Here is a 26,102-nt window from a genome sequence, read left to right on the forward strand (position 1 = left end):
ATGGCGGTTGATCCGGCGCGTCTTTTTGCCAACCCGCCGCAAAGATTTGACCCCCCATCCGCGCGCGCGCCACAGATGCCGCAAGCGGGGTGGGAAACTCTCAGCGCCACAGCCGAGCCCGACCTTCAGGCCTCCGCCGATCAGATCACCGCGAGCCTTGCTGAGGTCGAACGCACGCAGTCCGTGCGTAAGTTGGGTCTTTGGGTCATGGGGCTGATGTCGGTCGCCATGGTGGCGCTTGGGGGGTATTGGGGATATGAGGCGCTGAAGCGGCAAACCCTTAGTGTGCCCGTTATTGCCGCCCCATCCGAGCCGTTTCGCGTGCCGCCAGATGACCCTGGCGGGGTTGAGGCGGATCATATGGGCCTTGCCGTGAATGAGATCGCCGCAGGGCGTGAGGCGGGGCCTGCAGCCGCGCAAATTATCCTTGCGCCGCCGCCTGTTGAATTGATCGAGGATGTGACCCTTTTGGTAACGCCTGAGGCTGAAATGCCCCAAGCCGCGCCTGAAGTGGACATTATCGCACCTGACAGTTTTGAATTGATCGGGCCGCCTGCGCCGCCTGTGGGGGATGTGCCGCAGGCGACCGAAGATTTGATCAACGCCCTTTTAGCAGAGGCTTTGGGGGAGAGCCCTGATGCGCCTCAGCCTCATCTTACGCCTGAGGTCGACAAAATTCCTGCCTCTGTCGCGGGCGTGGCTGTATCACTTATTCCAACGCCGCGACCCTTTACGATGGATCTGAGCCTTGCGCAGGTGCCCAGTGATGCTAGCCGTGATGACGCCATTGAAATTGATCCTTCAACCCTTGCTGCGGGGGACATGGTCGTGCAGCTTGGCGCCTTTGATAGCCCCGATGCGGCGCGGCGTGAATGGGATCGGCTTGCTGCGCAATATGATGGCTTTTTCGAAGGGCGTGGTCGCGTGATTATGGCGGCCAGTTCGGGCGGTCAGGAATTCTTCCGTCTGCGCGTCGCAGGGTTTGACGGGGTGGATGATGCACGCCGTTTCTGCACGGCGCTCTTGGCATTGGGTCAGGCCTGTATCCCTGCAACCATTCGGTGAGGGGGGCAGGGCTATGTCTACCCCCTATTCTGCTACAATTCTGGGCCTGCAGGGCCTAAGTTTGTCGGCGGATGAGGCGCAGTTTTTTCGTGCAGCCAACCCTTGGGGATTTATTCTTTTTGCGCGCAACATCGATACCCCCGAACACCTGCGGGCCTTAACCGATAGCTTGCGCGATTGTGTTGGGTGGGATGCACCCATTTTGATTGACCAAGAGGGCGGGCGTGTTCAGCGCATGGGGCCGCCGCATTGGCGGCACTGGACACCGCCCCTTGATATGATCGCACGCCGTGACCCGCACTCTGCTGCGCGCGCCTTATATTTGCGCGCGGCCTATATTGGGCTTGAAATGCGCGCCGTGGGGCTTGACGTTAATTGCGCGCCTTTGGCGGATGTTGCGCGGCCTGAAACCCATGCAGTGTTAAAAAATCGCCTTTACGGGTTTGAGCCTGACACAGTTGCAACCTTTGCCCGTGCCTATGCGCAAGGGTTGATGGATGCGGGCGTGGCACCGATTTTGAAACATCTGCCCGGATATGGGCTTGGTCAGGTGGATAGCCACCTCAGCTGCCCCCGTGTCAGTGCCGCGCGCAGTGAATTGGAGGCGGTTGATTTTGCGGCCTTTCGGCCCCTGATTGATCTGCCAATGGGGATGAGCGCGCATATCATCTATGAAGCACTTGACCCCGACCTGCCTGCAACCCTGTCCCCTGTTCTGATGCGGATGATCCGCGAGGATATTGGGTATCAAGGGTTGATGATGACCGATGATATCTCGATGGGGGCGCTTGGGGGCAGTTTGGCAGAACGCAGCACACAGGCCCGCGCGGCGGGCTGTGATGTGATTTTGCATTGCAATGGCAAGCTACCCGAAATGGAGGAGGTCGTTGCCCATTCTGGTCAATTGGACGGGATCGCGGCAAAACGCGCGCAAGCGGCACTTTTGGCCCGCAAATCTGCGACATCGCTTGACTTATATGCGATAGATGCTGAACTTCGCAGCCTAAGCGAAAAAGGCCCAATATGAGCGACACACCAGCGCTGCCCCCTGAGGCGGCAAATGACAATCTTCTCGCCGATCCTGGTGAATGGGATAGCGTGGCCGTACGCCGCGCAGCCGAGGCGTTGATTGTCGATGTCGATGGGTTTGAGGGGCCGCTTGACCTGTTGCTGACATTGTCGCGCACGCAAAAAGTGGATTTACGCAAAATATCGGTTTTGCGATTGGCGGAACAATATTTGGCCTTCGTGGAAGAAGCGCGCAAATTACGGATTGAATTGGCAGCGGATTACTTGGTTATGGCCGCATGGTTGGCCTATCTCAAATCACGGCTCTTGCTGCCGCCTGATCCCGAAGAAGAGGGCCCCTCAGGCGAAGAATTGGCGGCGCATTTGGCCTTCCAATTGGAACGCTTGAGCGCCATGCGCGAATGCGCGGCCAAGTTGATGGCGCGGGATCGTTTGGGACGGGATCGTTTTGTGCGTGGCATTCCCGAGGCGGTCACCCACGCCCGCAAGGTCAAATATACCGCAAACCTCCTTGATTTGATGCAGGGCTATGCGCGGATAAGAACCCGTGACGATTTCCGCCCCTTTGTGATGGATCGCGACAGCGTCTTTACCATGCAGCAAGCCCTAGAACGGATGCGCGGCCTGATCGGATATGCGGGCGAGTGGACGGATATCTTGACCTATCTGCCCGATGGTTGGGGCATGGATCCGAAAAAACGCCGCTCGGCCACTGCGGCCACATTTGCGGCAAGTTTGGAATTGGTAAAGGCGGGAAAATTGGTCATTCGCCAAGCGGAAACATTCGCGCCAATTGAAGTGAAACGAAGGGATGATGAAAGATGAGCGGCGTGGCGGATACACCTGAAACTTCCCCCGAAACACCTTCTGAAGCACCCTCAAGCGCGCCTGAGAAGAGCCTGTTTCAAGCGCCCCCTTTGGCGGAACAGGAACGGATGATTGAGGCCTTGCTTTTTGCCAGTGCCGAGCCTGTCTCAATCCGCGAGATGGAAGCACGTCTTCCGCATGGCTGTGATCCTGCTGAAGCCTTGCAACTGCTGCGCCGCCGCTATGAGGGGCGCGGTGTGAATGTGGTCAAAGTGGGTGATGCATGGGCGATGCGCACCAGTGCTGATCTGGGCTTTCTGATGAGCCGCGAAACGGTCGAGACACGGAAACTGTCGCGCGCGGCAATCGAAACCTTGGCAATCGTGGCCTATCATCAACCTGTGACACGCGCCGAGATTGAAGAAATCCGCGGCGTTTCCGTCAGTCGGGGTACCATTGATCAATTAATCGAAATGGAATGGATTAAGTTTGGCCGCCGCAAGATGACGCCCGGGCGGCCCGTCACATTCGTGGTAACGCCCGCATTTTTGGATCATTTCGGTTTGGAATCTGCCCGCGATTTGCCGGGCGTGAAGGAATTGCGTGATGCGGGGCTGCTCGACAATCGCCCGCGCGGCTTGAACCTGTCTGAGGAGGGCGCAGAAGCCCCAGAGGAGGAGGAGGGCGGCCTTCCCTTCGATATAGATGATGCAGATGAGGATGGCGCCTTGTTCGAGGATGACGCGCCCTGATTTTGCCGCAATATCCCGTTATCATCGACCATGGCCCGCGTTCTGCGGGTCTTGTTTTATGAGCTGCAATTGAGGGTGAGATGAGCAACCTTATTTCGGCAATGATCCGTATGGTGATAAGGCGGATGGTTTGGCGTGGGGTGAATAAAGCAACGGATCATGTTGCGCGGCGAGGTGCAGGGGGTGATCATGCACAGGCCTGTGCAACACAGCGTCGTCTGCGCCAGACTACGGATCTTATGCGGCGGTTTATGCGGTTCTAAATAAAAAAGGCGCAAGCAAAGCTTGCGCCTTTCTTGTTTGATTTCTGCTGCTTAGCAGGAGAAATACATCTTGTATTCCACAGGATGTGGTGTGTGTTCGAAGGCATAGACCTCCTGCCACTTGAGCGCGGCATAGGCATCGATTTGATCCTTCGTGAACACATCGCCTTTGAGCAGAAAGTCGTGATCTTTTTCCAGCTCTTCCAATGCCTCGCGCAACGATGCGCACACAGTTGGGATTTCAGCCAATTCCTCTGGGGGCAGATCATACAGATCTTTGTCAGAAGGCTCACCTGGGTGGATTTTGTTCTGAATGCCGTCCAGACCCGCCATCAACAAGGCCGAGAAGGCCAAGTAGGGGTTTGCGGATGGATCAGGGAAGCGGGCCTCAACGCGCTTGGCTTTGGGGCTTTCTGTCCATGGAATACGCACGCAGCCCGAACGGTTCCGTGCAGAATAAGCGCGCAGAACGGGGGCCTCAAAGCCGGGGATCAGACGCTTGTAGCTGTTGGTCGATGGGTTGGTGAACGCGTTCAACGCTTTTGCGTGCTTAAGGATGCCGCCGATGAAGTAAAGCGCCTCATCTGACAGATCTGCGTATTTGTCGCCTGCGAACAAGGGCTTGCCATCTTTCCAGATCGACATGTTCACATGCATCCCCGTGCCGTTATCGCCTGCCATAGGCTTGGGCATGAAGGTGGCTGTTTTGCCATAGGCATGGGCCACGTTCTGGATGATGTATTTATATTTCAGGATGTTATCGCCCTGTTCGGTCAATGTCCCAAAAATCAGGCCCAATTCATGCTGACAGGTCGCCACTTCGTGGTGATGCTTGTCCACTTTCATCCCGATGGATTTCATGGTCGACAGCATTTCAGACCGCAGGTCTTGCGCTTCGTCAATTGGGTTCACAGGGAAATAGCCACCCTTGTGACCCGCGCGATGGCCCATATTGCCCATCTCGAACTCAGCATCGGTGTTCCATGCGGCTGCGACCGCGTCAATTTCGTAGCCCACTTTGTTTGGGGCGACCGAGTAACGCACATCATCAAAGATGAAGAATTCGGCCTCTGGGCCGAAATAGGCCACATCGCCAATGCCAGTGGATTTCAGATAGGCCTCTGCCTTCACGGCGGTGCCGCGTGGGTCACGCTCGTAAGGCTCGCCTGTGTCGGGCTCGACTACGTTACAATGCACGCACAGGGTTTTCTCTGCGTAGAACGGATCAATATAAGCGCTGTCTGTGTCTACCATCAATTTCATGTCGGAGGCTTCGATGCCTTTCCAACCAGAAATCGAGGAGCCGTCAAACATGAAGCCCTCATCGAGGAAATCTTCATCAACCAGATCAGACATCACGGTAACGTGCTGGATCTTGCCGCGCGGGTCTGTGAAACGAATATCGACATATGCGATGTCTTCGTCTTTGATCAGTTTAAGAACCTTGTCTTTGCTCATCGTGACCTTCCCTTACATTTTGGTCTTTGGGGAGTGAGATAGGGCCAAAATGCCCTGGCTATTTAGGCCTCATGCCTTAGAGCGCGTCTTCACCAGACTCGCCTGTACGGATGCGGATCGCTTGCTCGATGGTGGAGACGAAAATCTTACCGTCCCCAATCTTATCGGTCTTCGCCGCGTCAATGATCGCCTCAATCGCGCCATCGACCATATCATCGGAAAGAACAACCTCGATTTTCACCTTAGGCAAGAAATCAACCACATATTCCGCGCCGCGATAAAGCTCTGTATGACCTTTTTGACGGCCAAACCCTTTGACTTCGGTCACCGACAAACCTTGAATGCCGATTTCCTGAAGCGCTTCTTTCACTTCATCAAGCTTAAATGGTTTGATGATCGCTTCGATTTTTTTCATGTGGCCCTCGCCTTCCTGCGTACATTGCGCCTTTCTGACACCATGTTGTGCGGGGCGGGGCAATCTGATTGCCCGCTCGCGCTGCTCTCTCTCAAGGGAAATTTGAGGACTTGCAACATATTTGTGCGCTGCGCACAAAATTTAATCAGTTTGAAAACTTTGGCTTTACGCTTCGGCCTGATCGACCGAACGGGCCGCCTGTAGGATCAGCCCATTGGCAAAAATCTCGGCATCGCGCGTAAATTGCAAGGCCAACAAGCGCGCCTGTGGCAGATTGCGGTATTTGACGCCCGTCTGCCCGATTAAATCTCGCGCAAAGGCCATGTCACCGTGGCGCGTTTTCAACAATTGACTGGGAAAGAGATCACAAGGCTGCGTCTGGTCAGAGCCAAGCGCATAGGCCTCAAGATGCACCACGCGCAGGGGTTGGGCGATTTGCACAGGCATCAGTGCCTGAAGGGGTAGGGCGCCAATACTGGTGATGACACGATCCCCCACATAGAGATGTTCTGCGGGCAAGGCCCCCTCAAGGCTGAGAATGGGCAAATCTGCCATGATGAGTTGCGTCTCAAGCGCAGGCACTGCGTCAATTGGGCTTTGCACCAAATCGCGCAACCCCATAAGTAGCGCAGGGCTAACGGGAATTGTCATTTGTTTTGCTCGCATTTGACGCGGGTCTTTGCCCGCTTTTGCCTCTGTGGTGAGGTAACATTAGAAATAAGGCGAAATTGTGGCGCAGCCTTTGGTGCGGGGCGATGCGGCCTCTGAGAAATCACAAAAAGGGTAATTTTCCCCCTCGCACTCCGCATAAGCCTCTGCTAAGGACAGCGCCGTTGCGGGTGTGGCGAAATTGGTAGACGCACCAGATTTAGGTTCTGGCGCCGCAAGGCGTGGGGGTTCAAGTCCCTCCACCCGCACCAAATCATGGTAAATTTACGCGCTTTGCCAAAATTGGCGCAGCTCACTTTGGCCAAAGGCCACCCAAAGCGCGCAAGTAGCGCTTGTGCCGTGGGAAGCCCCAGATAAACAAACCTGAAAATCCAAAAATAATCAGGGCCCAAGCGGTTATATCCGCTAAAATTGTGCCAAAGCGTGTATCGACCCAACCCAGATTGTGAAAGGTTGATAAAAATCGACCCCAATAGATTTTGCGATGCAATCGGGTGCCATCAGGCGCAAAGGTTGTGCGGGTGAGGCGGGTTTTGTGGTAGAAATGCCCTGTATCAGCGGCGACAATCACCTGTTCCCGATCGCCCAAAAACTGATAGGCGCGAAAGCCATGATAGGTGGTTTGGTTGGCATCTGTGATGACAAGATCGGGAAATTTATCTTCCACCACGGCCAGCGCCTGCGCCGCTGACAGCGGTGCGTCAAGCATGGCTTCGGACAGGGCGGTCTCGTCATATACGCCTGAGGGCAGCATATTTAACACCGCTTGTTGGTGATTAAAATAAAACCCCGAAAACCCAAACAAGATGATCCACGGCAAAATCAGCAGCCCAAGCCAACTGTGTAGAGTTCGGATGAAGCGAAAAACACGCATTGGATTTACCCCTCCAGGGTTTCAGAGTGAAAATTCGTCAGCGATTTCGAGATTGAAAAGGCTTTGATCCGCGCCAATAGTTGCGTCAAGGGAACTGGCGCAGGGGTCGGGGTCAGCTCGACAATTTCATCGGGGAAAAAAGCGAAGCCTGCAGGCGCGATGTCAAAAGCATCCCGCCGCGAATAGGCGATGGATTTGCCTGCGATGAAGCGCTGCCCAAGATCAGTGTCGAGTTTGGGCAGGGGGCGGCGCATCCTGAGCGGCAGACCAAGACAAATGAAGCGATTTTTGCTGCGATCCCAGAGCAGGAGATCATCCGCGAATATGCGATCCCCGCAATAGGCGTGGCGAAAGGATAGGGTGGATTTACCAACGCCCTTTTTGCCGAATGCGATTTGCGTTGTCCCCTTTGTCCCAAATGCGGCGCAATGCAGAAGCGTGGCGTTTGGGGATTGCGCGGCACAGCAATAGGCAAGGTCTAAACAAAGATAATTCAGCGCATCAATCGGGTCTGAGCTTTGGCTGATGATCGTCTGGGTGCGACCAGAAATTTTAAGCACCGCATCACTCTTGGTCACAATGATGTCCAATCGCGGTGGGTTTGTCGCCTCCACGATCTGCCAACCCGTAAGGCAGGTTTCAATTAACTGTAAGAAGGGAGCAGGGCAGCGCAAGTAAAGGCAAAAATCCCCGCCTTTGAGTTGCGCTGTCCTTATCGTGCCCCAGTCTAGTGTCACGGCGGATTATCTCCACTCGCCGCCGCGGATCTTGCAGAAACTTTCGGTGTGAAAGCGACCTTCCGTTTCGACATTGACAACACGGCAGAGGCGGCGCCCATCTGTTCGCGTGGACACAATCTCAAAGCGTCCCGCGCCTGATGCGAGGGCCCCGCTATAGCCATCAAGTTGGCTGTCCAATGCACTATATAAATTAGGCGTGGCGCCGCGATTAAATGTCGTTGCGACACATGCCGACAGAAGCGCCGCGCCGAGGATCAGGACAGCTGCCCTCATTGGAAATCCGCCAAGACATTGGCCAGATTATCCATCGAAACGGGGTCTAGCCCGTCATCATTCAGGGACTGGTCAATATTTTGCGTCTGTTGAAGGCGCAGAAAATCGTCATTGGACGAACTGCCGCTAAGGGTGTCATCAGGGCCAGAGGGGCTATTTGGCGATGAACCGCCGTTTGAGCCATTGCTGCTGCTGCCTGATGTGCCGTTATCATCATTGCCGCCGAAGCTACCTGATGAGCTGTTGTCGTTTCCACCGAAGCTGCCTGACGAACTGCTGTCATTGCCGCCAGAACTGCCGCCGCCATTCGAACTTGCGCGGGCTTGGCCTGCAAGCATGGCGGTCATAGGCAAGGCTGCTGCGCCGCCCAAGAGAAGTTGTAAAGCTGTGCGTCTGATCATTGTGATACCTCGTAAATTGCGTGCCTCGCGGCAAATTGATAGGTATCGAGATAGAACCCATGATGAATTTTGTCGTTAAACTTTAGTTCAATCGCGTCTAACTTGGGTTTACTGTAAGCAGGAACAGATCAGAGTGTTATGAGGACGGAACCAATGCAAAACAAAAAAGGCTTCATTCTCGTATCTTTGGGTTTGATGCTGGTGAGCAGCATCTTTTTCATTTTGGATGTCGTAGCTGATTTGAGTGACCATTTGGCGGCGGGTATTTCCTACTCTCAAGTTGAACTGGTGCATCTGATTTTTGAAATAACCGCAGTTCTGGCCCTCATTCTAGGGATGGTTCAAATGGTGATGCATCTTCGGGGGTTGGAACGTCTCAGCGATGCGCAAGCGGCCTCACTCCATCATCTGCGCGAGGATTTTGACGCGTTGATCCGCCAGAAATTTGGCGATTGGGGTCTGTCAAAAACAGAGGCGGATATTGGTCTTTTGATCGTGCGCGGATTGAACAATGAAGAGATCGCAAACCTGCGTGGTGTAAAGTTGGGCACGATCAAGTCACAGACTCATTCGCTGATGGGAAAGGCAGGGGTAAAATCACGCGTTGAGCTGCTTTCGCTGTTTGTGGATGAGTTCATTGACATTGGCGCGACCAAGTAAGTTGCGCCTTAAGATGGCCATTGCTCCACGCTTAACGGACACGCTCTGATTTTATCTCGCGCGGATGGCTGAAACGCCATGCCGCGCGAGAATGTTTGGCGTTACTCGGTCGCCAAGGATTGGAGATAGGCGTAAAGATCGCGGGCATCTTCCTCGCCACGCACACGGAACGACATCGCGCTGCGCGCGCCATTGTCGCCAAGCGCCTCGCGCAGATAGGCGGTCGGGTCTTGGACATAGGCCACAAAGGATTCTTCATCCCAAATATTGCCCGCCTCACCATAGGCTGCAAGGCTGGCGGAATAGCGGAAGCCTTCGGCCACCCCTGCAGGGCCGCCTGCCACGCCGTATAGGTTTGGCCCTGTGCGCCCATTACGCCCCGCAAGCGTGTCACCTGCTGCGTTTTTGACAACATGGCACGCCACGCATTGGTTGAACGCGCGCTCACCCGCAGCGGCGTCACCGCTTGCCCATGCTGCCCCGCCCGAAACTGCAAAGGCCAAGGCTGCGGCCAGTCCGATTTTTTGCGTCAAATCACTTACTCCCTTGTCAGTCATTATTGGCACGAATGACTGAAATTGACGCCGTCACAAGGCTAGTTTTGGCGTTGATTGATCTGATTTCAAGTCAGGCTTGCGCGACAAATTCCCGCAAACCCTGACGCCCCTCCCTTGCAGCATGGCTTGCAGGTCTTTAACGATAGCGCCAACAGCCAGTGATAAGGGAGCGCGTTATGGGATCTGAGCCAAAATTTCACCCGCATGGACAGCATTTGATTGCAGGCCACTGGCGTGCAGGGGAGGGGCAGTTTACATCGGCCCCTGTGGATGGTCAGGGTCACGCGGTTTCAAAGGGCAGCACGGCTTTGGTGGATCAGGCTGTTCAGGCCGCTGAAACTGCATTTTGGGATTATAGTGCCACATCCCGCGAGGCGCGCGCTGCCTTTCTCAACAAAATCGCGGATGAGATTGAAGCGCGCAGCGCGATGATCACCGATATTGGGACCCGCGAAACGGGCCTGCCTGCCGCGCGCCTTGAGGGGGAGCGCGGTCGCACCACGGGCCAGTTGCGGATGTTTGCGGCGCATATCCTGAAAGAGGACTATCTTGATTTGCGCCATGATGCAGCCCTACCTGATCGCGCGCCGTTGCCGCGCCCTGATTTGCGCATGATGCAGCGCCCTGTTGGCCCCGTGGCCGTGTTTGGCGCCTCGAATTTCCCACTCGCCTTTTCAACAGCGGGGGGCGATACGGCCAGCGCCTTGGCGGCAGGCTGCCCCGTGGTGGTCAAGGCGCATGAAGCCCATCCGGGAACGGCTGAAATCATCGCCGAGGCTATCTTGGCTGCGATCCGCGCCTGCGAAATGCCTGAGGGCGTGTTTAGCATGATCCATGGCGGGGCCTACGAGGTGGGCGGCGCGCTTGTGCAGCATCCATTGATTACTGCGGTTGGCTTTACGGGCTCGCTCAAAGGCGGGCGCGCCTTGTTTGATCTCTGCGCAGCGCGTCCAACCCCAATCCCATTTTTTGGCGAATTGGGCAGCGTGAACCCGATGTTTTTGATGCCGGCCGCGATGGCCGCGCGTGGCGCGGCGATTGGCACCGCGTGGGCCGGGTCCTTGACAATGGGCGTGGGGCAGTTTTGCACCAATCCAGGGATCGCCGTGGTGATTGACGGGGCTGAGGCCGATGCATTTGTTGCGGCCGCAAGTGAGGCGCTTACTGCAACCGCGCCGCAGGTGATGCTAACCACAGGCATTGCCGAGGCCTATCGCAATGGGGTCAAAACCATCGGCGCCCAAAACGCGGTGCGTGAGGTTTTGGGAACCATGTGCGACAACCGCGATGCAGCCCCCTATCTGTATGAGGTGAGCGGCGCAGATTGGTTAGCCAATGATGCGCTTGGTCACGAGGTGTTTGGCCCAATGGGGATGGTTGTGCGCGCCCGTGATCTTGCACAGATGCGCGGAATTGCCCTCAGTCTTGAGGGGCAGTTGACCTGCACGTTGCATATGGATGACGGCGATCTGGCAGAGGCCCGCGCGTTCTTACCGATCCTTGAGCGCAAAGCAGGCCGCGTATTGGCCAACGGTTTCCCCACTGGGGTCGAGGTCTGCGATGCCATGGTGCATGGCGGGCCTTATCCTGCGTCTACAAATTTTGGGGCGACATCCGTGGGATCTTTGGCGATCCGCCGCTTTTTGCGGCCTGTGTGCTATCAAAACATGCCTGAGGGTCTGTTGCCCAGTGAATTGGCCAAGTGAGGTTGGATCATGGGTGTGCATGCAAGCGCGATAACGACACAGCCAAATTTCCTCGGTGAGGGGCCTTTGTGGCATCCGTTGCGTGGGGAATTGCTGTGGTTCGATATTATGAACAAAACCCTTTTTGCGCTGAAAGATGGCGCTCAGCGCGAATATGGGTTCCCAGATTTGGTTTCGGCGGCGGGATGGGTCGATGAGACCCGTATCGTCATCGCCTCTGAACGCGCGCTGTTTGTGTTTGATTTGGACACAGGCACCGCCACGCCGTTGTGTGATCTTGAGGCGGATAACCCCGTGACACGCTCAAATGATGGCCGCGCGGATCATCAGGGCGGGTTCTGGATCGGGACGATGGGCAAGAAGTTCGAAGAGGGGGCAGGAGCGATTTATCGCTACTATAAGGGTGAATTGCGCAAATTATTCGCAGCCGTGACCATACCCAATTCGATTTGCTTTTCGCCTGATGGCAAGAACGCCTATTTCTGCTCGACCCCAGATCAGCAGATTATGCAGGTCGGCCTTAATGCCGATGGATGGCCCGATGGGCCAATTTCGGTGTTTCTTGACCTGCGAGGGGAAGATTTGAACCCTGACGGGTCTGTGGTGGATGCCGAAGGCTATATTTGGAATGCGCAATGGGGCAGGGGCCGTGTTGCGCGTTATGCCCCCGATGGCAGGCTTGAGCGCGTGGTCACGCTTGACGGGCGGCATTCCAGTTGCCCCGCCTTTGGTGGGCCAGACCTTCAAGACCTCTACATCACCTCCGCACAGGAGGGGATGGACGCGCCAGATGCGCCGCAAGGATTGCTCTATCATGCACGGCTTGAGGTCAAAGGCGTGGCTGAACCACGGGTTATTTTGCCCTAATTTATGTGAATGCAGGGGCCAAGCGCCGCTTGGCCCGCATTTCGGGGTTGAACGCCCCCCTGCCTGTCAATAGTAAGGCGCAAATTCCCTTTTTGCGGGTCGCCTTTGGGTGACCACCGTTTTCGATTGCGAGGAAAGCAGATGAACGTCACGGAAACCCTAAACGAAGGCCTAAAGCGCGCCTATGAAATCACCATCACGGGTGCGGAACTCGAAGCCAAGGTCAATGAGAAACTGACCGAAGCGCAGCCTGAGATTGAGATGAAAGGCTTTCGCAAGGGGAAAGTGCCGATGGCGCTTTTGAAAAAGCAATTCGGCCCCCGTGTCATGGGCGAGGCGATGCAAGACGCTGTTGATAGCGCGATGCAAAACCACCTTGAAACATCTGGCGACCGCCCTGCGATGCAGCCTGAGGTCAAGATGGTGAACGAGGATTGGAAAGAAGGCGATGATGTCATCGTCTCGATGTCCTATGAGCGTCTGCCAGAAATCCCTGATGTGGATTACAAGAAGCTGAAGCTTGAGCGCATGGTTGTGCCTGCATCAGACAAAGAGATTGACGAGACACTGGCGAAACTGGCTGAGACAGCCCAGAATTTCGAAACCAAAAAGGGTAAAGCCGCCAAAGATGATCAGGTCGTCTTTGATTTCGTAGGCAAGGTCGATGGCGAGGCGTTTGAAGGCGGCAGCGCCGAAGATTACCCACTTGTTTTGGGCTCGAATAGCTTCATCCCAGGGTTCGAAGATCAGTTGATCGGCGTAAAAGCAGGCGAAGAAAAGCAGGTTTCTGTAACCTTCCCTGAGGAATACGGCGCTGAGCATCTGGCAGGGAAAGAAGCGACCTTTGATTGCACAATCAAAGAGGTCAAAAAGCCCGTTCCTGCGGCGATTGATGATGAGCTTGCCAAGAAATATGGCGCAGAAAGCCTTGAGGCCCTGAAGGGTCAGGTGTCGGAGCGTTTGCAGGCCGAATATGCAGGGGCCGCGCGCCAGATCACCAAACGCGCTTTGCTCGATCAGCTGGACAAGAAAGTTAAGTTTGATCTGCCCCCAAGCCTTGTCGAGGCAGAAGCCGCGCAGATCGCGCATCAGCTTTGGCATGAAGAAAACCCTGAGCATCAGGGCCATGATCATGGTGAGATCAAACCAACCAAAGAGCACACAAAACTGGCCGAGCGCCGTGTGAAGTTGGGCTTGCTCTTGGCGGAATTGGGTCAGAAGAACGAGGTTCAAGTGACCGATGCGGAATTCACCCAAGCGGTCATGAACCAAGCGCGTCAATACCCTGGTCAAGAGCGCGCGTTCTTTGAATTCATTCAGAAAAATCAGCAAGCGCAGCAGCAGCTTCGCGCACCATTGTTCGAGGATAAGGTCGTTGACTATATCTTTGAGCAGGCTGAAGTGAAGGATGTTGAAACCACCAAAGCCAAGCTTGAAAAAGCTGTTGAGGCCTTGGACGAAGAGTAATCTTCAAAAGACTTTTTACAGCATTGCGAAAGGCCCCCAATGAAGATTGGGGGCTTTTTTGTGGTGCTTTGGGGATTTCGGCGTAAGCTAGAGACGGGGTGAAATGCACATATGGGTCGCGCGTGCCATTCGCGATTTGGGGATAATTCAAAAAAATGAGGGACGAAGTCATGCTACGCGTTTTACTATCAGCCTGTGCCGTGTTGTTTGTGTCTGTGGTCACGGCAGCCGCCTGTCCAACCTTTGCCAAAAGCGGCACTTATCTGAGTTTTACCGGGGATCAGCTTTATTCACCGCAAAGCTATTCGACCATGGCAACGGGCGGGGCGATGCTCAGCAATTGCGGCATATCTGGTGCAGGATCGGTCTCGGCAAGCCCGCAATATACGCTAAACCTGTCAGGCATGCAGGGTTATGATCTTGAGATCCAAGTGAACAGCAGTTGCGATGCTACGCTACTTGTGAATTCAGCTAATGGCATCTGGTATTTTGACGATGACAGCAACGGCAATCTTGATCCAATGCTGCGTATTTCGGGCAGCGATGCGCTGAATGGGCAGGTGGATGTCTGGGTTGGCACCTTAGGGGCAAATTGTTCGGCTACGATTGAATTTGAAACATGGACGGCGAGCACCGCCGCGCCAAGCAATTCGGGCAATTGTCCGACCATCGGCCTGACAGGGCCAAGCTATAATTTGAACGGGCCGCAACTATACTCACCCACCAATTTCTCAGCATCGGCCTATGGCAGCGGCGAGATTTCTGGGTGCGGTTTGCCTGGTCATGGCTGGTTCACGCCTGCACCGCAATTTTCCTTCAACCTCAGCCAGATGCAGGGGTATCGGTTGGAATTGCAGGTCAACGCGAGTTGCGACACCGTGATGTTGGTCAATACAGCGGATGGTACATGGCTGTTTGATGATGACAGCAATGGCAACCTTGATCCTTTGATCAATGTTTATGGGTCATCGGCGCTAAACGGGCGTGTTGATGTTTGGCTTGGCACATATAATGGTCAAAGCTGTCCCGCCAATTTGGAATTGGAGACTTGGACGAACTGATCCAAGCGAAGGTGGTAAACAGAAAAAACCGCGCCCTGTTTGGGGCGCGGTTTTCTTTTGGTTTGCAGTCTGAGAAACGCTTATGCGTTTTCGTCACCTTCGTCTGCTGCCTCTGCCGCAGGGGCAGGGGCGTCTTCATCATCGTCCAGCTGGGCTGCGCCGATATCGTCAAAGAGTTCTGCAATTTCGAATTCTGCAGCAGCTTCTTCCTCGGCGGCCAGTTCTTGGATTGACTTACCAGAGGCTTGCAATTCTGCTTCTTCGGTCGAACGTGCCACGTTGAGGGTGATGGTCACATCTACCTCAGGGTGCAGAACGACAGACACAACGTGAAGGCCAAGCTCTTTGATCGGCGCGGTCAGGGCAACCTGCTTGCGATCAATGCTGAACCCTGCATCGGTGGCCGCATCAGCCGCGTCACGGGTGGTGACAGAGCCGTAAAGCGCACCAGAATCAGAGGCCGAGCGGATCACAACGAATTGCTGACCACCCAAGCGAGCTGCCAAATCCTCGGCTTCTTTCTTTGTCTCAAGGTTGCGCGCTTCAAGCTGGGCTTTTTGCGCTTCGAATGCCTTGAGGTTGTTGTCATTTGCACGCATCGCCTTGCGCTGTGGCAATAGATAGTTACGCGCATAGCCGTCTTTTACCGAAACGACATCGCCCATCTGGCCAAGTTTGGCCACGCGTTCAAGAAGGATCACATCCATATCGGTTTCTCCTTACTTCACTGCATAGGGCAACAGCGCGAGGAAACGAGAGCGCTTGATGGCCTGTGCCAGCTTGCGCTGGTTTTTTGCTGATACGGCAGTGATACGTGCAGGCACGATCTTGCCACGTTCAGAGATGTAACGCTGAAGCAAGCGCACATCTTTGTAATCGATTTTTGGCGCGTCTTCTCCGTCAAACGGGTCGGACTTGCGGCGGCGGAAAAACGGTTTTGCTGCCATGATTCTATCCTTCCCTTAAATTAACGGCGCTCGCGGCGTTCGCCGCGTTCTTCGCGTTTTTGCATTTGAACCGAAGGGCCTTCTTCGTGGGCGTCAACCTTGATGGTCAAGACGCGCATCACGTCATCATGCAAGCGCATCAAACGCTCCATCTCATGCACGGCAGCCGATGGGGCATCGCTGCGCAAGAAGGCATAATGGCCTTTGCGGTTCTTGTTGATTTTGTAGGCCATGGTCTTGATACCCCAATATTCGGCATCAACCACGGAACCACCATTGTCTTTGAGGACGGTGCTGAAATGCTCAATCAAGCTTTCAGCTTGCGCGTTGGACAAGTCCTGACGCGAGATCATAACATGCTCGTAAAGGGGCATGTGAACTCCGATACTGTTCGGGCGCGTTTCAAAGACCGATGCGTTCCACTTTCGCCCCATCAGTCACGAGGGATCACGCCGTTGCATTTATATTAGGCGAAAGTTGCCTGGTTTAAACACAGATCACGGCAGGGTGCAAGCTGTAGCGGGCTTGCCGTAAAATCAGGACAAAATTGCGGTTATGAATTGCCCTTGCCCCCTATATCTTGTAGCCATAACCCCAAGACAAACAAGTGGGAGAGGCAATATGAGCCGTGCTTTTATCTTTCCGGGCCAAGGGGCGCAGACCATTGGAATGGGCCGTGATTTGGCTGAAACCTACGCCGCGGCGCGCGCGGTGTTTGAAGAGGTGGATGAAGCACTGGGTCAAAACCTGTCGCATTTGATTTGGGAGGGGGATCAGGACGAATTGACCCTGACCGCCAATGCGCAACCTGCGTTGATGGCAACGTCAATGGCCGCCGTGCGCGCGCTTGAGGCCGAAGGGTTTGCCTTTACAGAGCACGCAAGTTTTGTGGCGGGGCATTCTTTGGGCGAATATTCCGCGCTTTGTGCGGCAGGTAGCCTGTCGGTGGCGGATACGGCCAAGTTGTTGCGCATTCGTGGCGATGCAATGCAAAAAGCTACGCCCAAAAGGCAGGGCGCGATGGCCGCAATCTTGGGCCTAGATTTTGATACGGTGGCGGATTTGGCCTCTGACGCGGCTGATGGGGATGTTTGCCAAGCGGCCAATGACAATGACCCCGCGCAAGTTGTGATTTCGGGTCATGCGGCGGCGGTAGAGCGCGCCGTTGAGCTTGCCAAAGCACGCGGGGCCAAGCGCGCTGTGATGCTGCCTGTCTCTGCCCCCTTTCATTGCGCATTGATGCAACCTGCGGCCGATGCAATGGCGGAGGCGTTGGCAAGTGTCACGTTAAACGCGCCTGTTGTGCCATTGGTCGGCAACGTGATGGCGGGGCCAAGCAATGACCCCGCACTGATCCGCGACAATCTGATCACGCAGGTCACAGGCCGCGTGCGGTGGCGCGAATCCGTGATGTGGATGGCGCAAAATGATGTGACCGAGGCGTGGGAGCTCGGCGCGGGCAAAGCACTGTCTGGGATGGTCAAGCGCATTGCCCGCGAGATGGAGACAAAAGCAATCGGAACGGCTGCGGATATTGCCGCGCTAAAGGGATAAGGACGGGCTTTATGTTTGATTTGACAGGAAAATCTGCGCTTGTGACGGGCGCATCTGGGGGGATTGGTGCGGATATTGCGCGCGCGTTGCATAGCGCGGGGGCAGTGGTTGCCCTATCTGGAACGCGGGTTGAGCCGCTTGAGGCCCTCGCCGCTGAACTGGGTGAGCGCAGCCATGTTCTGCCGTGCAATTTGTCCGATGCTGAGGCGGTTGAAGCCCTGCCAAAACAAGCCATCGAGGGCATGGGCGCGATGGATATTTTGGTCAATAATGCGGGCATCACACGCGATAACCTGTTCATGCGGATGTCAGACGAGGAATGGGCACAGGTGTTGGAGGTTAATCTGACCTCAACCATGCGGCTGTGCCGCGGCGCGTTGCGCGGTATGATGAAATCGCGTTGGGGTCGGATCATCAATATCAGCTCTATCGTGGGGGCAACGGGCAATCCAGGGCAGGGGAATTATGCAGCCGCGAAAGCGGGCATAGTGGGCATGTCAAAAAGCCTTGCTTATGAGGTGGCGAGCCGTGGCGTGACTGTGAACTGTGTCGCGCCAGGTTTCATTGCAACACCGATGACAGATAAGCTGAATGATGATCAAAAAGCGGCCATCAATGTCAAAATCCCCGCAGGGCGGATGGGAACACCCGAAGAGATCGCGGCAGCCGTGCTGTATCTGGCATCAAATGAAGCGGGATATGTTACAGGGGCCACGTTGCATGTGAATGGCGGCATGGCGATGCTGTAACAGTTGTGCCGTTATGGTGGGATTGAGGCATTGCCTTATTTCGCAAACATGCTATAGCGGCGCTGATTTTCACCGAAAGGCTTTGCTTTTCGGCGGCTCTGGTTCTGACATTTCTCTGGTTGAGTCGGTTGGGATCGGGATTGAGCGGCCAAAATCGGCCCAGTGAAACAGTGCAGGGGATAAACCCACGCACGAAACGGATGAGGAAAGAACATGAGCGATATCGCAGGTCGCGTGAAGAAAATTGTTGTCGAGCATCTGAGCGCAGATGAAGACAAAGTGACTGAAAACGCGTCTTTCATTGACGATCTGGGCGCGGATTCGCTCGATACAGTCGAGTTGGTAATGGCGTTCGAGGAAGAATTTGGCATCGAAATCCCCGATGATGCGGCGGAAACGATCCAGACTTTCGGCGATGCGGTCAAGTTCATCACTGACGCGCAATAATCCATTCCCCCACAGTCCGCCTAGTAGCTGAGGGATAGGTTTTGAAAACGGCATCGTTGCGGCGGTGCCGTTTTTTTGTGCCAAAATGGCAAGGGAATCTGCCTGATTTCTGCGAGAGGGATTGCCCATCTTGGCACCCCTAGGCTATCAACGTGCAAGCTTTCGCGAAACGAGAGAAGGGCAGTGAAGATGCGGCGCGTTGTTGTGACAGGATTGGGACTGGTGACACCTTTGGCCACAGGGGTGGAGGAGACATGGTCGCGGCTTTTGGCGGGCCAATCAGGGGCGGGAACCATCACCCGCTTTGACGCAAGCCATCTGGCAACGACCTATGCCTGCGAAGTGAAGCGCGGCGATGGGTCGGATGGGACCTTTAACCCTGATCTTTACATGGAGCCGAAAGAACAGCGCAAAGTGGATGAATTCATCCTCTATGGCGTTGCGGCGGCCGAGCAGGCCATCAAAGACGCAGGATGGGAACCCGAAGATCGTGATGCGCTTGAGCGCACAGGTGTTTTGATTGGGTCTGGCATTGGTGGCTTGGCCTCGATTGCCGAAACATCCATCACGCTTAAGGAAAAAGGGCCGCGCCGCGTATCGCCTTTCTTTGTGCCAGGTGCGCTGATCAACCTGATCTCTGGGCAAGTGTCGATCAAATATGGCTTCCGTGGGCCAAACCATGCGGTTGTAACGGCCTGCTCCACGGGCGCACATGCCATTGGGGACGCGGCGCGTCTTATCCAATGGGGTGATGCGGATGTGATGATTGCAGGCGGTGCAGAAAGCCCGATTTGTGAAATTGGTATTGCGGGCTTTAACGCGTGCAAGGCGTTGTCGACCAAGCGGGGCGATGAACCTCAAAAGGCAAGCCGTCCATGGGATAGTGACAGTGACGGGTTCGTCATGGGCGAAGGCGCGGGCGTGGTTGTGTTGGAGGAATATGAACACGCCAAAGCGCGCGGCGCAAAAATCTATGCGGAAATTTTAGGCTATGGCCTGTCGGGCGATGCCCATCACATCACGGCCCCACCGCCTGACCATGAAGGGGCCGAGCGCGCGATGCGTGCCGCACTTAAGCGTGCAGGGCTAGCGCCGTCAGATGTGGATTACGTCAATGCGCATGGCACCTCGACTATGGCCGATACCATTGAATTGGGCGCGGTTGAGCGGTTGATGGGGGATCATGCGAAAAATCTGCTGATGTCCTCAACAAAATCCGCAACAGGACATTTGTTGGGTGCAGCGGGCGCGATTGAGGCGATCTTCTCTATCTTGGCCATTCGTGACCAAATCGTCCCCCCAACAATTAACCTTGATACGCCTGCGGCAGAAACGGCCATCAATCTTTGCGCCAATCAGGCTGTTAAGGGCGAGATCAATGTGGTGCAGAGCAATTCCTTTGGCTTTGGTGGGACAAATGCCTGTCTGATTATGGGGAAAGTCTGACATATGTGGAAAAGCGTGGCTGCGAATGCGTTCAGCCTGCTGATTGTGCTATGTATCGCCGTGGCTGGCGCGATCGGGTGGGGTCAGCGGGAATTTACCAAGGAAGGGCCGCTTGAGGGGCCGATCTTTTTCGAGGTGCCGCGCGGTGCGGGCCTGTCGCAAGTGGCCGCGCGTTTGGCCGAAGCGGGGGCTGTGACGCATCCTGCTATTTTTCGTTTGGGCGCAGAATATAGTGACATGTCAGGCGCTATTCGTGCCGGGTCTTTTGAAATCCCTGCGCGCGCCTCAATGGAGGAGATTTTGGGGGTCATCACCCAAAATGCCGCCCCCGTTTATCGTTATGTGGCAACCTATGTTCTGCGCATTGATGGCACGGGCGAGCAGCGTCTGGTCGAGCGGGTGCCTGGCACGGGCGAAGTGATTGAATTGGCTGAATTTGCCTATGATGCGGAAATCCCAACGATTTACAGCGAAATCACCGAAAGCGGCGCAAGCATTGCCTATCGCGTGTCGATCCCAGAAGGTTTGACATCTTGGCAGATTGTTGAAGGGCTGAAATCAGCAGAATTCCTAACCGGTGAGGTAGCGGAGATCCCTTCCGAAGGGTTATTGGCCCCGGACACCTACGAGGCCACGCGCGGCATGGCGCGGGCGGAGCTGTTGGTTCAGATGCAAGCCCGCCAAGAGGCCATTTTGATGGAGGCGTGGGCCAATCGTGCAGAGAACCTGCCAATCAGCACGCCGCAAGAGGCGTTGATCTTGGCCTCAATCATCGAAAAAGAAACGGGGCAGGCTGAAGAGCGCGGGGTTGTTGCCAGTGTCTTTACCAATCGTCTGCGGCAGGGAATGCGTTTGCAGACTGACCCGACTGTGATCTACGGCGTCACGGAGGGGCAAGGCGTGTTGGGGCGTGGCTTGCGGCGCAGTGAACTTGACCGCGTAACCCCTTGGAACACGTATCAAATTGACGGCCTGCCACCAACGCCGATTGCTAATCCAGGGCGCGCTTCTATTGAAGCGGCGTTGAACCCTGACGACACGAATTACATCTTTTTCGTGGCAGATGGCACAGGCGGTCACGCCTTTGCTGAAACATTGGCCGAGCATAACCGAAATGTCGCGCTCTGGCGCGAGATTGAGGCGGATGCACGAGCCAATTCTGGAAATTAACCGCGTCGCAAAACGAAACGGCAGGCGTTCGCGCCTGCGGCAGCACAAGCTGTTTCTCGGCAGATGACATCAGGACTGACGAGGCGGCGATAGAGCCGTTCAAAAACCGCGCAGTGCCAGTGGCACAACAGACCCTATTTTCCCAGAACGAAGCATCGGGTTGGGGGTCACGGAATTGGTCACATTCACGCTCATGGGCACGCTGAGCACATGGGCGATTGGGGTCGCAAACGACCCCTTGCGATTTGGATCAGGCATACCTTTGGGTTTCAATTCATGGGTAAACGGGCCGCAAGCGCCGCTTGTTTATTGGTCACCAACTGCCCTTACCCTTACTGCACAAGGCGGAGTTTTTTCAGGTGGAACGGTGCGATTGGTGGCGCATTATATTCAATTAAGCCTGCCCGATTGGGTCTAACCCGCCCCAAATTTTGAAAGCGCATTGGGTTTTCAAATATGCTATACCTGCTATATCGGTCGTCTGAATTGACGTGATGGAGGCAGAATATGGCCCAAACACACCCAAAACCATCTAAGCTGGATCCTGTATGGGATCGTATCTTGCGCGAGGCGGAGGAGGCTATTGTAGCCGAGCCTCTGCTAGGTGGTGTGATCCATGGCTGCGTGCTGCATCATAAATCGCTAGAGGCGGCATTGGCCTATCGGATGTCGCAGAAGCTGGCCTCAAGTGAGATGAGCGAACAAATCCTGCGTGAGATTGCAGACGAGGCCTATCGCAGCGACCCATCTCTTGGCGCAGCGGCCCGTGCGGATATTGTTGCCGTGACGGATCGCGACCCTGCCTGCCATCGTTTCATCCAACCGCTTCTCTATTTCAAAGGGTTTCAAGCGGTGCAGGCCTATCGTTTGGGTCATTGGCTGTGGCAGCACGGACGGCGCGATTTTGCATATTTCATCCAAATGCGCACCTCTGAGCTATTCGGCGTGGATATCCACCCCAATGCGCGGATCGGGCAGGGGATCATGATCGACCACGCGCATTCTATCGTGATCGGTGAAACGGCCGTGGTCGGCGACAATGTGTCGATGCTGCATTCGGTGACTTTAGGCGGCACAGGCAAAGAGGAAGAAGATCGGCATCCCAAAATTGGGGATGGCGTTTTGATCGGCGCAGGCGCCAAAGTTTTGGGCAATATCCGTGTTGGTCATTGCTCGCGCATTGCTGCTGGTTCTGTTGTTCTGCACGAGGTGCCTGATTGCACCACTGTTGCGGGGGTGCCCGCAAAGGTCGTGGGCGAGGCGGGATGCGCACAGCCCTCTATCAGCATGGATCAACTCTTACCGACTGGCAAAAACGAATAAGGAAAAGCCCGCCAAAATGGCGGGCTTTTTTGTTTGTCAGCTTGCCGCGCGCGATTGGCGTTTACGCTCGTGCGGATCAAGGAAGCGCTTGCGCAAACGGATCGAATTTGGCGTCACTTCAACCAATTCATCATCATCAACATAGGCGATCGCCTCTTCGAGGCTGAATTGAACATGCGGGGTCAGGCGCACTGCCTCATCAGAGCCAGAGGCGCGCACATTGGTCAATTTCTTGCCCTTAAGCGGGTTCACTTCTAGATCATTGTCGCGGCTATGTTCGCCAATGATCATGCCTTGATAGACTTTTTCCTGCGGGCCAATGAACATGCGGCCACGCTCTTCAAGGTTCCACAGGGCATAGGCCACGGCCTCGCCATCTTCCATGGAGATCAAAACGCCCGCGCGCCGACCGGGAATTGGCCCTTTATGGGGTGCCCATTCGTGAAAAACGCGGTTCAGCACGCCCGTGCCGCGCGTATCGGTCAAGAATTCCCCGTGATAGCCGATCAAACCACGCGATGGCACATGTGCCACGATACGGGTCTTGCCGCCATTTTGCTTCATCTCGACCAGATCGCCCTTGCGCGGGCCTGTGATTTTCTCAATCACCGCCCCCGCATATTCATCATCCACATCGACAGTCACTTCTTCGATGGGTTCGAGGCGTTGACCGCCTTCCTCACGGAACAAAACTTGCGGGCGGGAAATCGACAGTTCAAACCCCTCGCGGCGCATGTTCTCGATCAAGACACCCATCTGCAATTCGCCGCGCCCTGCGACCTCAAACGCCTCGCCGCCGGGCGTATCTGCCACCTTGATGGCCACATTCGATTCTGCCTCTTTCATCAGGCGTTCACGGATCACACGGCTTTGCACCTTTTTGCCATCGCGGCCTGCAAGAGGGCTGTCATTGATGCCGAAGGTCACGGTAATCGTCGGCGGGTCAATCGGTTGCGCAGGGATCGCCTCGGTGACTTGGGGCGCGCAGATTGTATCTGCCACAGTGGCCTTGGTCATACCCGCAAGTGTCACAATATCCCCCGCTTCAGCCGCATCGATGGGTTGCTGGCCTAAGCCGCGGAAGGCCAAGATTTTGCTCACCCGAAAACTTTCGATCTGGGTGCCATCACGCGACAGCGCCTTAACGGTTTCATTTGGTTTTAGCGTGCCGCTTTCAACGCGCCCTGTCAGGATACGCCCAATAAACGGGTCAGAGCCAAGCGTTGTGGCCAGCATCCGAAACGGCGCGCTGCGTTCTGCAATCTGACGCGGGGCAGGGACATGGCGCATCACCAATTCAAACAGCGCCGTCAAATCCTTGCGCGGCCCTTCCAGCGATGTATCCGCCCAACCAGAGCGCCCCGATGCATAGAGATGCGGGAAATCAAGCTGCTCATCACTTGCACCAAGCGAAGCAAACAGATCAAAACATTCGTTCAAGGCGCGATCAGGCTCGGCATCTGGTTTATCCACCTTGTTCAGCACAACAATGGGGCGTAGGCCTAGCGCCAGTGCCTTGGACGTTACGAATTTCGTCTGCGGCATTGGCCCTTCTGCGGCATCCACCAACAAAACCACGCCATCCACCATGCTCAAAATGCGCTCCACCTCACCGCCGAAATCGGCGTGGCCTGGAGTGTCCACAATATTAAAGCGCGCGCCATTCCATTCCACGCTGGTGGCTTTCGCCAGAATAGTGATCCCGCGCTCGCGCTCTAGGTCATTGCTGTCCATCGCGCGCTCAGCCACGGCTTGGTTCTCGCGGAAGGCGCCCGATTGCTTGAGCAGCTCATCAACAAGGGTTGTTTTGCCATGGTCGACATGGGCGATAATCGCGATATTACGCAGTTCCATCGGAATTCCTTATCCGCAAAGGGGGAGAGTTCCGCAGGCCCATAACGGCAAAGCCCGACAAAAGCCAGACGCAAATGCGCGGGGCAGGGATTGGGTGTGCAGGGATGTGGCGGAGAGACAGGCCGCCATTTAATTGTGTCATCCGAGCACATTCAGGTTAAAAATATAATTTTTTACAAGGCCTTGATCGATTTTACTTGTGCACCCTATCTCAGCTAGTCTCAGATGATCGCAAGCATTTGGGTAGGTAGGAAGGTTGGTAATGCCAAAGCTAGCTAAGGAACTATCAGCACTTGAGGTTAAGCGTCTGGAGCATGACGGGGGTAAGTCAAACAAGGTCATTTCGGTCGGCGGGGTGCAGGGTCTGATGCTGCAGATCACGCCGAGTGGGTCCAAGTCATGGCTCCTCCGTACGCCAGTGGGCGGCAAGCGCAGGCATATCGGCTTGGGTAGTTATCCCACCGTGACGCTGGCGCAGGCGCGTGAACGCGCGCGTGCTGAGCTGGAGAAGGTCTGGCAGGGGCTCGACCCTGTCGAGGAGCGCAAGGCGCTGCGCTCCCGGCTGCAGGCCGAGCAGAAACGCGGGCTGACCTTCGAGAAGGCTGTCGAGAAGTTCCTTGATAGCAAACTGACTGAGTTCAAGAACCCCAAACACTGCGATCAGTGGCGCTCGACCCTGGGCACATACGCAAACCCGAAGTTGGGGAAGATGCTGGTGGGTGACATAGGCGTCCCGGACGTGCTGCGCGTACTAGAGCCGATGTGGCAGACGAAGACGGAGACGGCGACCCGCGTGAGGGGGCGTATCGAGGGGGTGTTGGCATGGGCGACCGTGGCGGGACATAGGGAGGGTGACAATCCGGCCCGGTGGAAAGGAAACCTTGACGCAATCCTGCCCAAGCCCTCGAAAGTGGCGAAGGTCACTAATCACCCCGCGCTGTCAATCGGCGACGTGGTTCGTTGGTTTGCTGATCTGAAGGGGCGCGATGGTGTAGCTGCCCGAGCGCTGGAATTCATGGCCCTAACGGCTGCGCGGTCGGGTGAAATCAGGGGCGCTACATGGGCTGAGATCGACCTCAAGGCCGAGCTTTGGACCATACCTGCGCAGCGGATGAAGGCTGGAAAGGAGCACCGAGTGCCGCTCACCGCGCAGGCGGTCGCGCTGTTGCAGGCGCTGCCGCGCGATTTGGGCTCGCCTTACGTCTTTCCGGCGGTGAGGGGTGGGATGCTGTCTGACGCGGCACTAAGTGCCTGCATGAAGCGCATCAACGAAGCTCGGGATGGAGGATACCTAGACCAGCGGTCTGGGCGTCCTGCGGTGCCCCATGGCTTAAGGTCGACATTCAGAGACTGGGCCAGTGAGAAGGGCGTATCACGTGATCTAGCAGAGCGCGCGCTTGCGCATACGATCCGTAATGCCGTCGAAGCAGCCTATCACCGGACGGATTTAGTAGAGCAACGGCGTGGCGTAATGGACGCATGGGCGGCACATGTCACGGGAGTGGCTGCTGGTGGGAATGTTGTTGCGCTGGGAGGGAGGGGGTGAGG

At 55.6% G+C, this 26,102-nt stretch carries 29 protein-coding genes, 1 tRNA gene and 1 pseudogene; 19 read left to right on the forward strand and 12 right to left on the reverse strand.

The annotated features are described in order from the left end of the window. The 5 genes from AAC621_RS00585 (at position 1) to AAC621_RS00605 (ending at position 3,916) form a co-directional block, all read left to right on the forward strand. Positions 1-1,065: an SPOR domain-containing protein gene (locus tag AAC621_RS00585; RefSeq protein WP_340251155.1), complete on the forward strand. Its 1,065-nt coding sequence runs from the start codon at positions 1-3 to the stop codon at positions 1,063-1,065. 13 nt (positions 1,066-1,078) lie between these two features. Then, positions 1,079-2,092: a glycoside hydrolase family 3 N-terminal domain-containing protein gene (locus AAC621_RS00590; RefSeq protein ID WP_340251157.1), complete on the forward strand. Its 1,014-nt coding sequence runs from the start codon at positions 1,079-1,081 to the stop codon at positions 2,090-2,092. Further along, on the forward strand, positions 2,089-2,919 hold the full coding sequence (locus AAC621_RS00595; protein WP_340251159.1) for a segregation and condensation protein A: 831 nt from the start codon (positions 2,089-2,091) through the stop codon (positions 2,917-2,919). The genes AAC621_RS00590 and AAC621_RS00595 overlap by 4 nt, the downstream gene beginning before the upstream one ends. Beyond that, positions 2,916-3,653: an SMC-Scp complex subunit ScpB gene (scpB, locus tag AAC621_RS00600; RefSeq protein ID WP_340251161.1), complete on the forward strand. Its 738-nt coding sequence runs from the start codon at positions 2,916-2,918 to the stop codon at positions 3,651-3,653. Before AAC621_RS00595 ends, scpB begins: the two co-directional genes overlap by 4 nt. Before the next feature lie 80 nt (positions 3,654-3,733). Beyond that, positions 3,734-3,916, forward strand: coding sequence for a hypothetical protein (locus tag AAC621_RS00605; RefSeq protein WP_340251163.1), 183 nt, complete (start codon positions 3,734-3,736; stop codon positions 3,914-3,916). 51 nt (positions 3,917-3,967) lie between these two features. Here AAC621_RS00605 and glnA read toward each other — a convergent pair whose 3' ends face one another. The 3 genes from glnA to AAC621_RS00620 form a co-directional block, all read right to left on the reverse strand. After that, positions 3,968-5,374 carry a type I glutamate--ammonia ligase gene (gene glnA, locus AAC621_RS00610; RefSeq protein ID WP_340242691.1) on the reverse strand — a complete coding sequence of 469 codons (1,407 nt, stop codon included), beginning with the start codon at positions 5,372-5,374 and terminating at the stop codon, positions 3,968-3,970. 76 nt (positions 5,375-5,450) lie between these two features. Further along, positions 5,451-5,789 carry a P-II family nitrogen regulator gene (locus AAC621_RS00615; RefSeq protein ID WP_317654668.1) on the reverse strand — a complete coding sequence of 113 codons (339 nt, stop codon included), beginning with the start codon at positions 5,787-5,789 and terminating at the stop codon, positions 5,451-5,453. A 165-nt stretch (positions 5,790-5,954) separates the two neighbouring features. After that, complete coding sequence (locus tag AAC621_RS00620; protein WP_340251165.1) at positions 5,955-6,440, reverse strand: hypothetical protein; 486 nt, start codon at positions 6,438-6,440, stop codon at positions 5,955-5,957. A gap of 184 nt (positions 6,441-6,624) precedes the next feature. Between AAC621_RS00620 and AAC621_RS00625 the strand changes: the two genes are divergently transcribed. Then, positions 6,625-6,709 (forward strand) — tRNA-Leu (locus AAC621_RS00625). Between the two features lie 41 nt (positions 6,710-6,750). Here AAC621_RS00625 and AAC621_RS00630 read toward each other — a convergent pair. The 3 genes from AAC621_RS00630 to AAC621_RS00640 all read right to left on the reverse strand — a co-directional run bounded on the left by AAC621_RS00630 (position 6,751) and on the right by AAC621_RS00640 (position 8,746). Further along, on the reverse strand, positions 6,751-7,332 hold the full coding sequence (locus AAC621_RS00630; RefSeq protein WP_340251167.1) for a PepSY domain-containing protein: 582 nt from the start codon (positions 7,330-7,332) through the stop codon (positions 6,751-6,753). 5 nt (positions 7,333-7,337) lie between these two features. Further along, positions 7,338-8,069: a hypothetical protein gene (locus tag AAC621_RS00635; RefSeq protein ID WP_340251169.1), complete on the reverse strand. Its 732-nt coding sequence runs from the start codon at positions 8,067-8,069 to the stop codon at positions 7,338-7,340. A gap of 272 nt (positions 8,070-8,341) precedes the next feature. Then, on the reverse strand, positions 8,342-8,746 hold the full coding sequence (locus AAC621_RS00640) for a hypothetical protein (protein WP_340251171.1): 405 nt from the start codon (positions 8,744-8,746) through the stop codon (positions 8,342-8,344). Between the two features lie 153 nt (positions 8,747-8,899). Here AAC621_RS00640 and AAC621_RS00645 point away from each other — a divergent pair, with 153 nt between their 5' ends. Further along, complete coding sequence (locus AAC621_RS00645) at positions 8,900-9,406, forward strand: helix-turn-helix transcriptional regulator (RefSeq protein WP_340251174.1); 507 nt, start codon at positions 8,900-8,902, stop codon at positions 9,404-9,406. 101 nt (positions 9,407-9,507) lie between these two features. Here the strand turns inward: AAC621_RS00645 and AAC621_RS00650 are convergent, their stop codons facing one another. Beyond that, a complete protein-coding gene (locus AAC621_RS00650; protein WP_340251176.1) occupies positions 9,508-9,939 on the reverse strand; it encodes a c-type cytochrome in 432 nt (143 codons plus the stop codon). Between the two features lie 200 nt (positions 9,940-10,139). Here AAC621_RS00650 and AAC621_RS00655 point away from each other — a divergent pair, with 200 nt between their 5' ends. The 4 genes from AAC621_RS00655 to AAC621_RS00670 all read left to right on the forward strand — a co-directional run bounded on the left by AAC621_RS00655 (position 10,140) and on the right by AAC621_RS00670 (position 15,064). After that, positions 10,140-11,669 (forward strand): aldehyde dehydrogenase (NADP(+)), encoded by a 1,530-nt coding sequence (locus AAC621_RS00655; protein ID WP_340251178.1) that lies wholly within the window; start codon positions 10,140-10,142, stop codon positions 11,667-11,669. Between the two features lie 9 nt (positions 11,670-11,678). Beyond that, on the forward strand, positions 11,679-12,536 hold the full coding sequence (locus tag AAC621_RS00660) for an SMP-30/gluconolactonase/LRE family protein (protein ID WP_340251180.1): 858 nt from the start codon (positions 11,679-11,681) through the stop codon (positions 12,534-12,536). Between the two features lie 141 nt (positions 12,537-12,677). Continuing rightward, positions 12,678-14,003, forward strand: a complete 1,326-nt coding sequence (tig, locus tag AAC621_RS00665) for a trigger factor (RefSeq protein WP_340251183.1) — start codon at positions 12,678-12,680, stop codon at positions 14,001-14,003. Between the two features lie 170 nt (positions 14,004-14,173). Next, positions 14,174-15,064, forward strand: a complete 891-nt coding sequence (locus AAC621_RS00670) for a hypothetical protein (RefSeq protein ID WP_340251184.1) — start codon at positions 14,174-14,176, stop codon at positions 15,062-15,064. A gap of 80 nt (positions 15,065-15,144) precedes the next feature. On the opposite strand, the gene rplI is transcribed toward AAC621_RS00670, so the two are convergent. Genes rplI through rpsF form a run of 3 tightly spaced genes read right to left on the reverse strand, consistent with a single transcriptional unit; the run spans position 15,145 to position 16,385 of the window. Beyond that, positions 15,145-15,771 (reverse strand): 50S ribosomal protein L9, encoded by a 627-nt coding sequence (gene rplI, locus AAC621_RS00675; RefSeq protein WP_340251185.1) that lies wholly within the window; start codon positions 15,769-15,771, stop codon positions 15,145-15,147. 12 nt (positions 15,772-15,783) lie between these two features. After that, a complete protein-coding gene (gene rpsR, locus AAC621_RS00680; protein WP_340251187.1) occupies positions 15,784-16,011 on the reverse strand; it encodes a 30S ribosomal protein S18 in 228 nt (75 codons plus the stop codon). A 20-nt stretch (positions 16,012-16,031) separates the two neighbouring features. Then, complete coding sequence (gene rpsF / locus AAC621_RS00685) at positions 16,032-16,385, reverse strand: 30S ribosomal protein S6 (protein WP_340242711.1); 354 nt, start codon at positions 16,383-16,385, stop codon at positions 16,032-16,034. Between the two features lie 247 nt (positions 16,386-16,632). Between rpsF and fabD the strand changes: the two genes are divergently transcribed. The 5 genes from fabD (at position 16,633) to mltG (ending at position 21,377) form a co-directional block, all read left to right on the forward strand. Continuing rightward, positions 16,633-17,565, forward strand: coding sequence for an ACP S-malonyltransferase (gene fabD, locus AAC621_RS00690; RefSeq protein WP_340251189.1), 933 nt, complete (start codon positions 16,633-16,635; stop codon positions 17,563-17,565). 11 nt (positions 17,566-17,576) lie between these two features. Beyond that, the gene (fabG, locus tag AAC621_RS00695; RefSeq protein ID WP_340251191.1) at positions 17,577-18,314 is read left to right on the forward strand and encodes a 3-oxoacyl-[acyl-carrier-protein] reductase; all 738 of its coding nucleotides are present in this window, start codon (positions 17,577-17,579) and stop codon (positions 18,312-18,314) included. A gap of 213 nt (positions 18,315-18,527) precedes the next feature. Beyond that, positions 18,528-18,761, forward strand: coding sequence for an acyl carrier protein (locus AAC621_RS00700; RefSeq protein ID WP_340251193.1), 234 nt, complete (start codon positions 18,528-18,530; stop codon positions 18,759-18,761). A gap of 189 nt (positions 18,762-18,950) precedes the next feature. Next, on the forward strand, positions 18,951-20,207 hold the full coding sequence (gene fabF / locus AAC621_RS00705) for a beta-ketoacyl-ACP synthase II (protein WP_340251195.1): 1,257 nt from the start codon (positions 18,951-18,953) through the stop codon (positions 20,205-20,207). Between the two features lie 3 nt (positions 20,208-20,210). Further along, positions 20,211-21,377 (forward strand): endolytic transglycosylase MltG, encoded by a 1,167-nt coding sequence (gene mltG, locus AAC621_RS00710; RefSeq protein WP_340251197.1) that lies wholly within the window; start codon positions 20,211-20,213, stop codon positions 21,375-21,377. Here mltG and AAC621_RS00715 read toward each other — a convergent pair. Further along, positions 21,374-21,505: pseudogene (locus AAC621_RS00715) on the reverse strand (V4R domain-containing protein); the annotation flags it as partial. The gene mltG and the pseudogene AAC621_RS00715 sit on opposite strands and share 4 nt — an antisense overlap. Before the next feature lie 47 nt (positions 21,506-21,552). Between AAC621_RS00715 and AAC621_RS00720 the strand changes: the two are divergent. Next, complete coding sequence (locus AAC621_RS00720; RefSeq protein ID WP_340251199.1) at positions 21,553-21,795, forward strand: hypothetical protein; 243 nt, start codon at positions 21,553-21,555, stop codon at positions 21,793-21,795. An 89-nt stretch (positions 21,796-21,884) separates the two neighbouring features. Continuing rightward, positions 21,885-22,700 carry a serine O-acetyltransferase gene (gene cysE / locus AAC621_RS00725; protein ID WP_340251201.1) on the forward strand — a complete coding sequence of 272 codons (816 nt, stop codon included), beginning with the start codon at positions 21,885-21,887 and terminating at the stop codon, positions 22,698-22,700. A 36-nt stretch (positions 22,701-22,736) separates the two neighbouring features. On the opposite strand, the gene typA is transcribed toward cysE, so the two are convergent. Further along, positions 22,737-24,554, reverse strand: a complete 1,818-nt coding sequence (typA, locus tag AAC621_RS00730; RefSeq protein ID WP_340251203.1) for a translational GTPase TypA — start codon at positions 24,552-24,554, stop codon at positions 22,737-22,739. 262 nt (positions 24,555-24,816) lie between these two features. On the opposite strand from typA, the gene AAC621_RS00735 reads away from it, so the two are divergent. Beyond that, positions 24,817-26,100 (forward strand): tyrosine-type recombinase/integrase, encoded by a 1,284-nt coding sequence (locus tag AAC621_RS00735; RefSeq protein ID WP_340251205.1) that lies wholly within the window; start codon positions 24,817-24,819, stop codon positions 26,098-26,100. The last annotated feature ends 2 nt before the right edge of the window (positions 26,101-26,102 follow it).

This window comes from Roseobacter sp. HKCC-CH-9208, from assembly GCF_037805125.1.
Taxonomy (GTDB): Bacteria; Pseudomonadota; Alphaproteobacteria; order Rhodobacterales; family Rhodobacteraceae; genus M30B80.

Coding starts and splice junctions, on each gene's coding strand:
- AAC621_RS00660 (WP_340251180.1), top strand. CDS start 11,679: ATGGGTGTGCATGCAAGCGCGATAACGACACAGCCAAATTTCCTCGGT.
- rplI (WP_340251185.1), bottom strand. CDS start 15,771: ATGGATGTGATCCTTCTTGAACGCGTGGCCAAACTTGGCCAGATGGGC.
- AAC621_RS00615 (WP_317654668.1), bottom strand. CDS start 5,789: ATGAAAAAAATCGAAGCGATCATCAAACCATTTAAGCTTGATGAAGTG.
- AAC621_RS00645 (WP_340251174.1), top strand. CDS start 8,900: ATGCAAAACAAAAAAGGCTTCATTCTCGTATCTTTGGGTTTGATGCTG.
- typA (WP_340251203.1), bottom strand. CDS start 24,554: ATGGAACTGCGTAATATCGCGATTATCGCCCATGTCGACCATGGCAAA.
- tig (WP_340251183.1), top strand. CDS start 12,678: ATGAACGTCACGGAAACCCTAAACGAAGGCCTAAAGCGCGCCTATGAA.
- fabD (WP_340251189.1), top strand. CDS start 16,633: ATGAGCCGTGCTTTTATCTTTCCGGGCCAAGGGGCGCAGACCATTGGA.
- mltG (WP_340251197.1), top strand. CDS start 20,211: ATGTGGAAAAGCGTGGCTGCGAATGCGTTCAGCCTGCTGATTGTGCTA.
- AAC621_RS00700 (WP_340251193.1), top strand. CDS start 18,528: ATGAGCGATATCGCAGGTCGCGTGAAGAAAATTGTTGTCGAGCATCTG.
- AAC621_RS00640 (WP_340251171.1), bottom strand. CDS start 8,746: ATGATCAGACGCACAGCTTTACAACTTCTCTTGGGCGGCGCAGCAGCC.
- AAC621_RS00670 (WP_340251184.1), top strand. CDS start 14,174: ATGCTACGCGTTTTACTATCAGCCTGTGCCGTGTTGTTTGTGTCTGTG.
- AAC621_RS00630 (WP_340251167.1), bottom strand. CDS start 7,332: ATGCGTGTTTTTCGCTTCATCCGAACTCTACACAGTTGGCTTGGGCTG.
- AAC621_RS00595 (WP_340251159.1), top strand. CDS start 2,089: ATGAGCGACACACCAGCGCTGCCCCCTGAGGCGGCAAATGACAATCTT.
- glnA (WP_340242691.1), bottom strand. CDS start 5,374: ATGAGCAAAGACAAGGTTCTTAAACTGATCAAAGACGAAGACATCGCA.
- AAC621_RS00590 (WP_340251157.1), top strand. CDS start 1,079: ATGTCTACCCCCTATTCTGCTACAATTCTGGGCCTGCAGGGCCTAAGT.
- AAC621_RS00620 (WP_340251165.1), bottom strand. CDS start 6,440: ATGACAATTCCCGTTAGCCCTGCGCTACTTATGGGGTTGCGCGATTTG.
- rpsR (WP_340251187.1), bottom strand. CDS start 16,011: ATGGCAGCAAAACCGTTTTTCCGCCGCCGCAAGTCCGACCCGTTTGAC.
- AAC621_RS00605 (WP_340251163.1), top strand. CDS start 3,734: ATGAGCAACCTTATTTCGGCAATGATCCGTATGGTGATAAGGCGGATG.
- fabG (WP_340251191.1), top strand. CDS start 17,577: ATGTTTGATTTGACAGGAAAATCTGCGCTTGTGACGGGCGCATCTGGG.
- scpB (WP_340251161.1), top strand. CDS start 2,916: ATGAGCGGCGTGGCGGATACACCTGAAACTTCCCCCGAAACACCTTCT.
- cysE (WP_340251201.1), top strand. CDS start 21,885: ATGGCCCAAACACACCCAAAACCATCTAAGCTGGATCCTGTATGGGAT.
- AAC621_RS00655 (WP_340251178.1), top strand. CDS start 10,140: ATGGGATCTGAGCCAAAATTTCACCCGCATGGACAGCATTTGATTGCA.
- AAC621_RS00735 (WP_340251205.1), top strand. CDS start 24,817: ATGCCAAAGCTAGCTAAGGAACTATCAGCACTTGAGGTTAAGCGTCTG.
- fabF (WP_340251195.1), top strand. CDS start 18,951: ATGCGGCGCGTTGTTGTGACAGGATTGGGACTGGTGACACCTTTGGCC.
- AAC621_RS00585 (WP_340251155.1), top strand. CDS start 1: ATGGCGGTTGATCCGGCGCGTCTTTTTGCCAACCCGCCGCAAAGATTT.
- rpsF (WP_340242711.1), bottom strand. CDS start 16,385: ATGCCCCTTTACGAGCATGTTATGATCTCGCGTCAGGACTTGTCCAAC.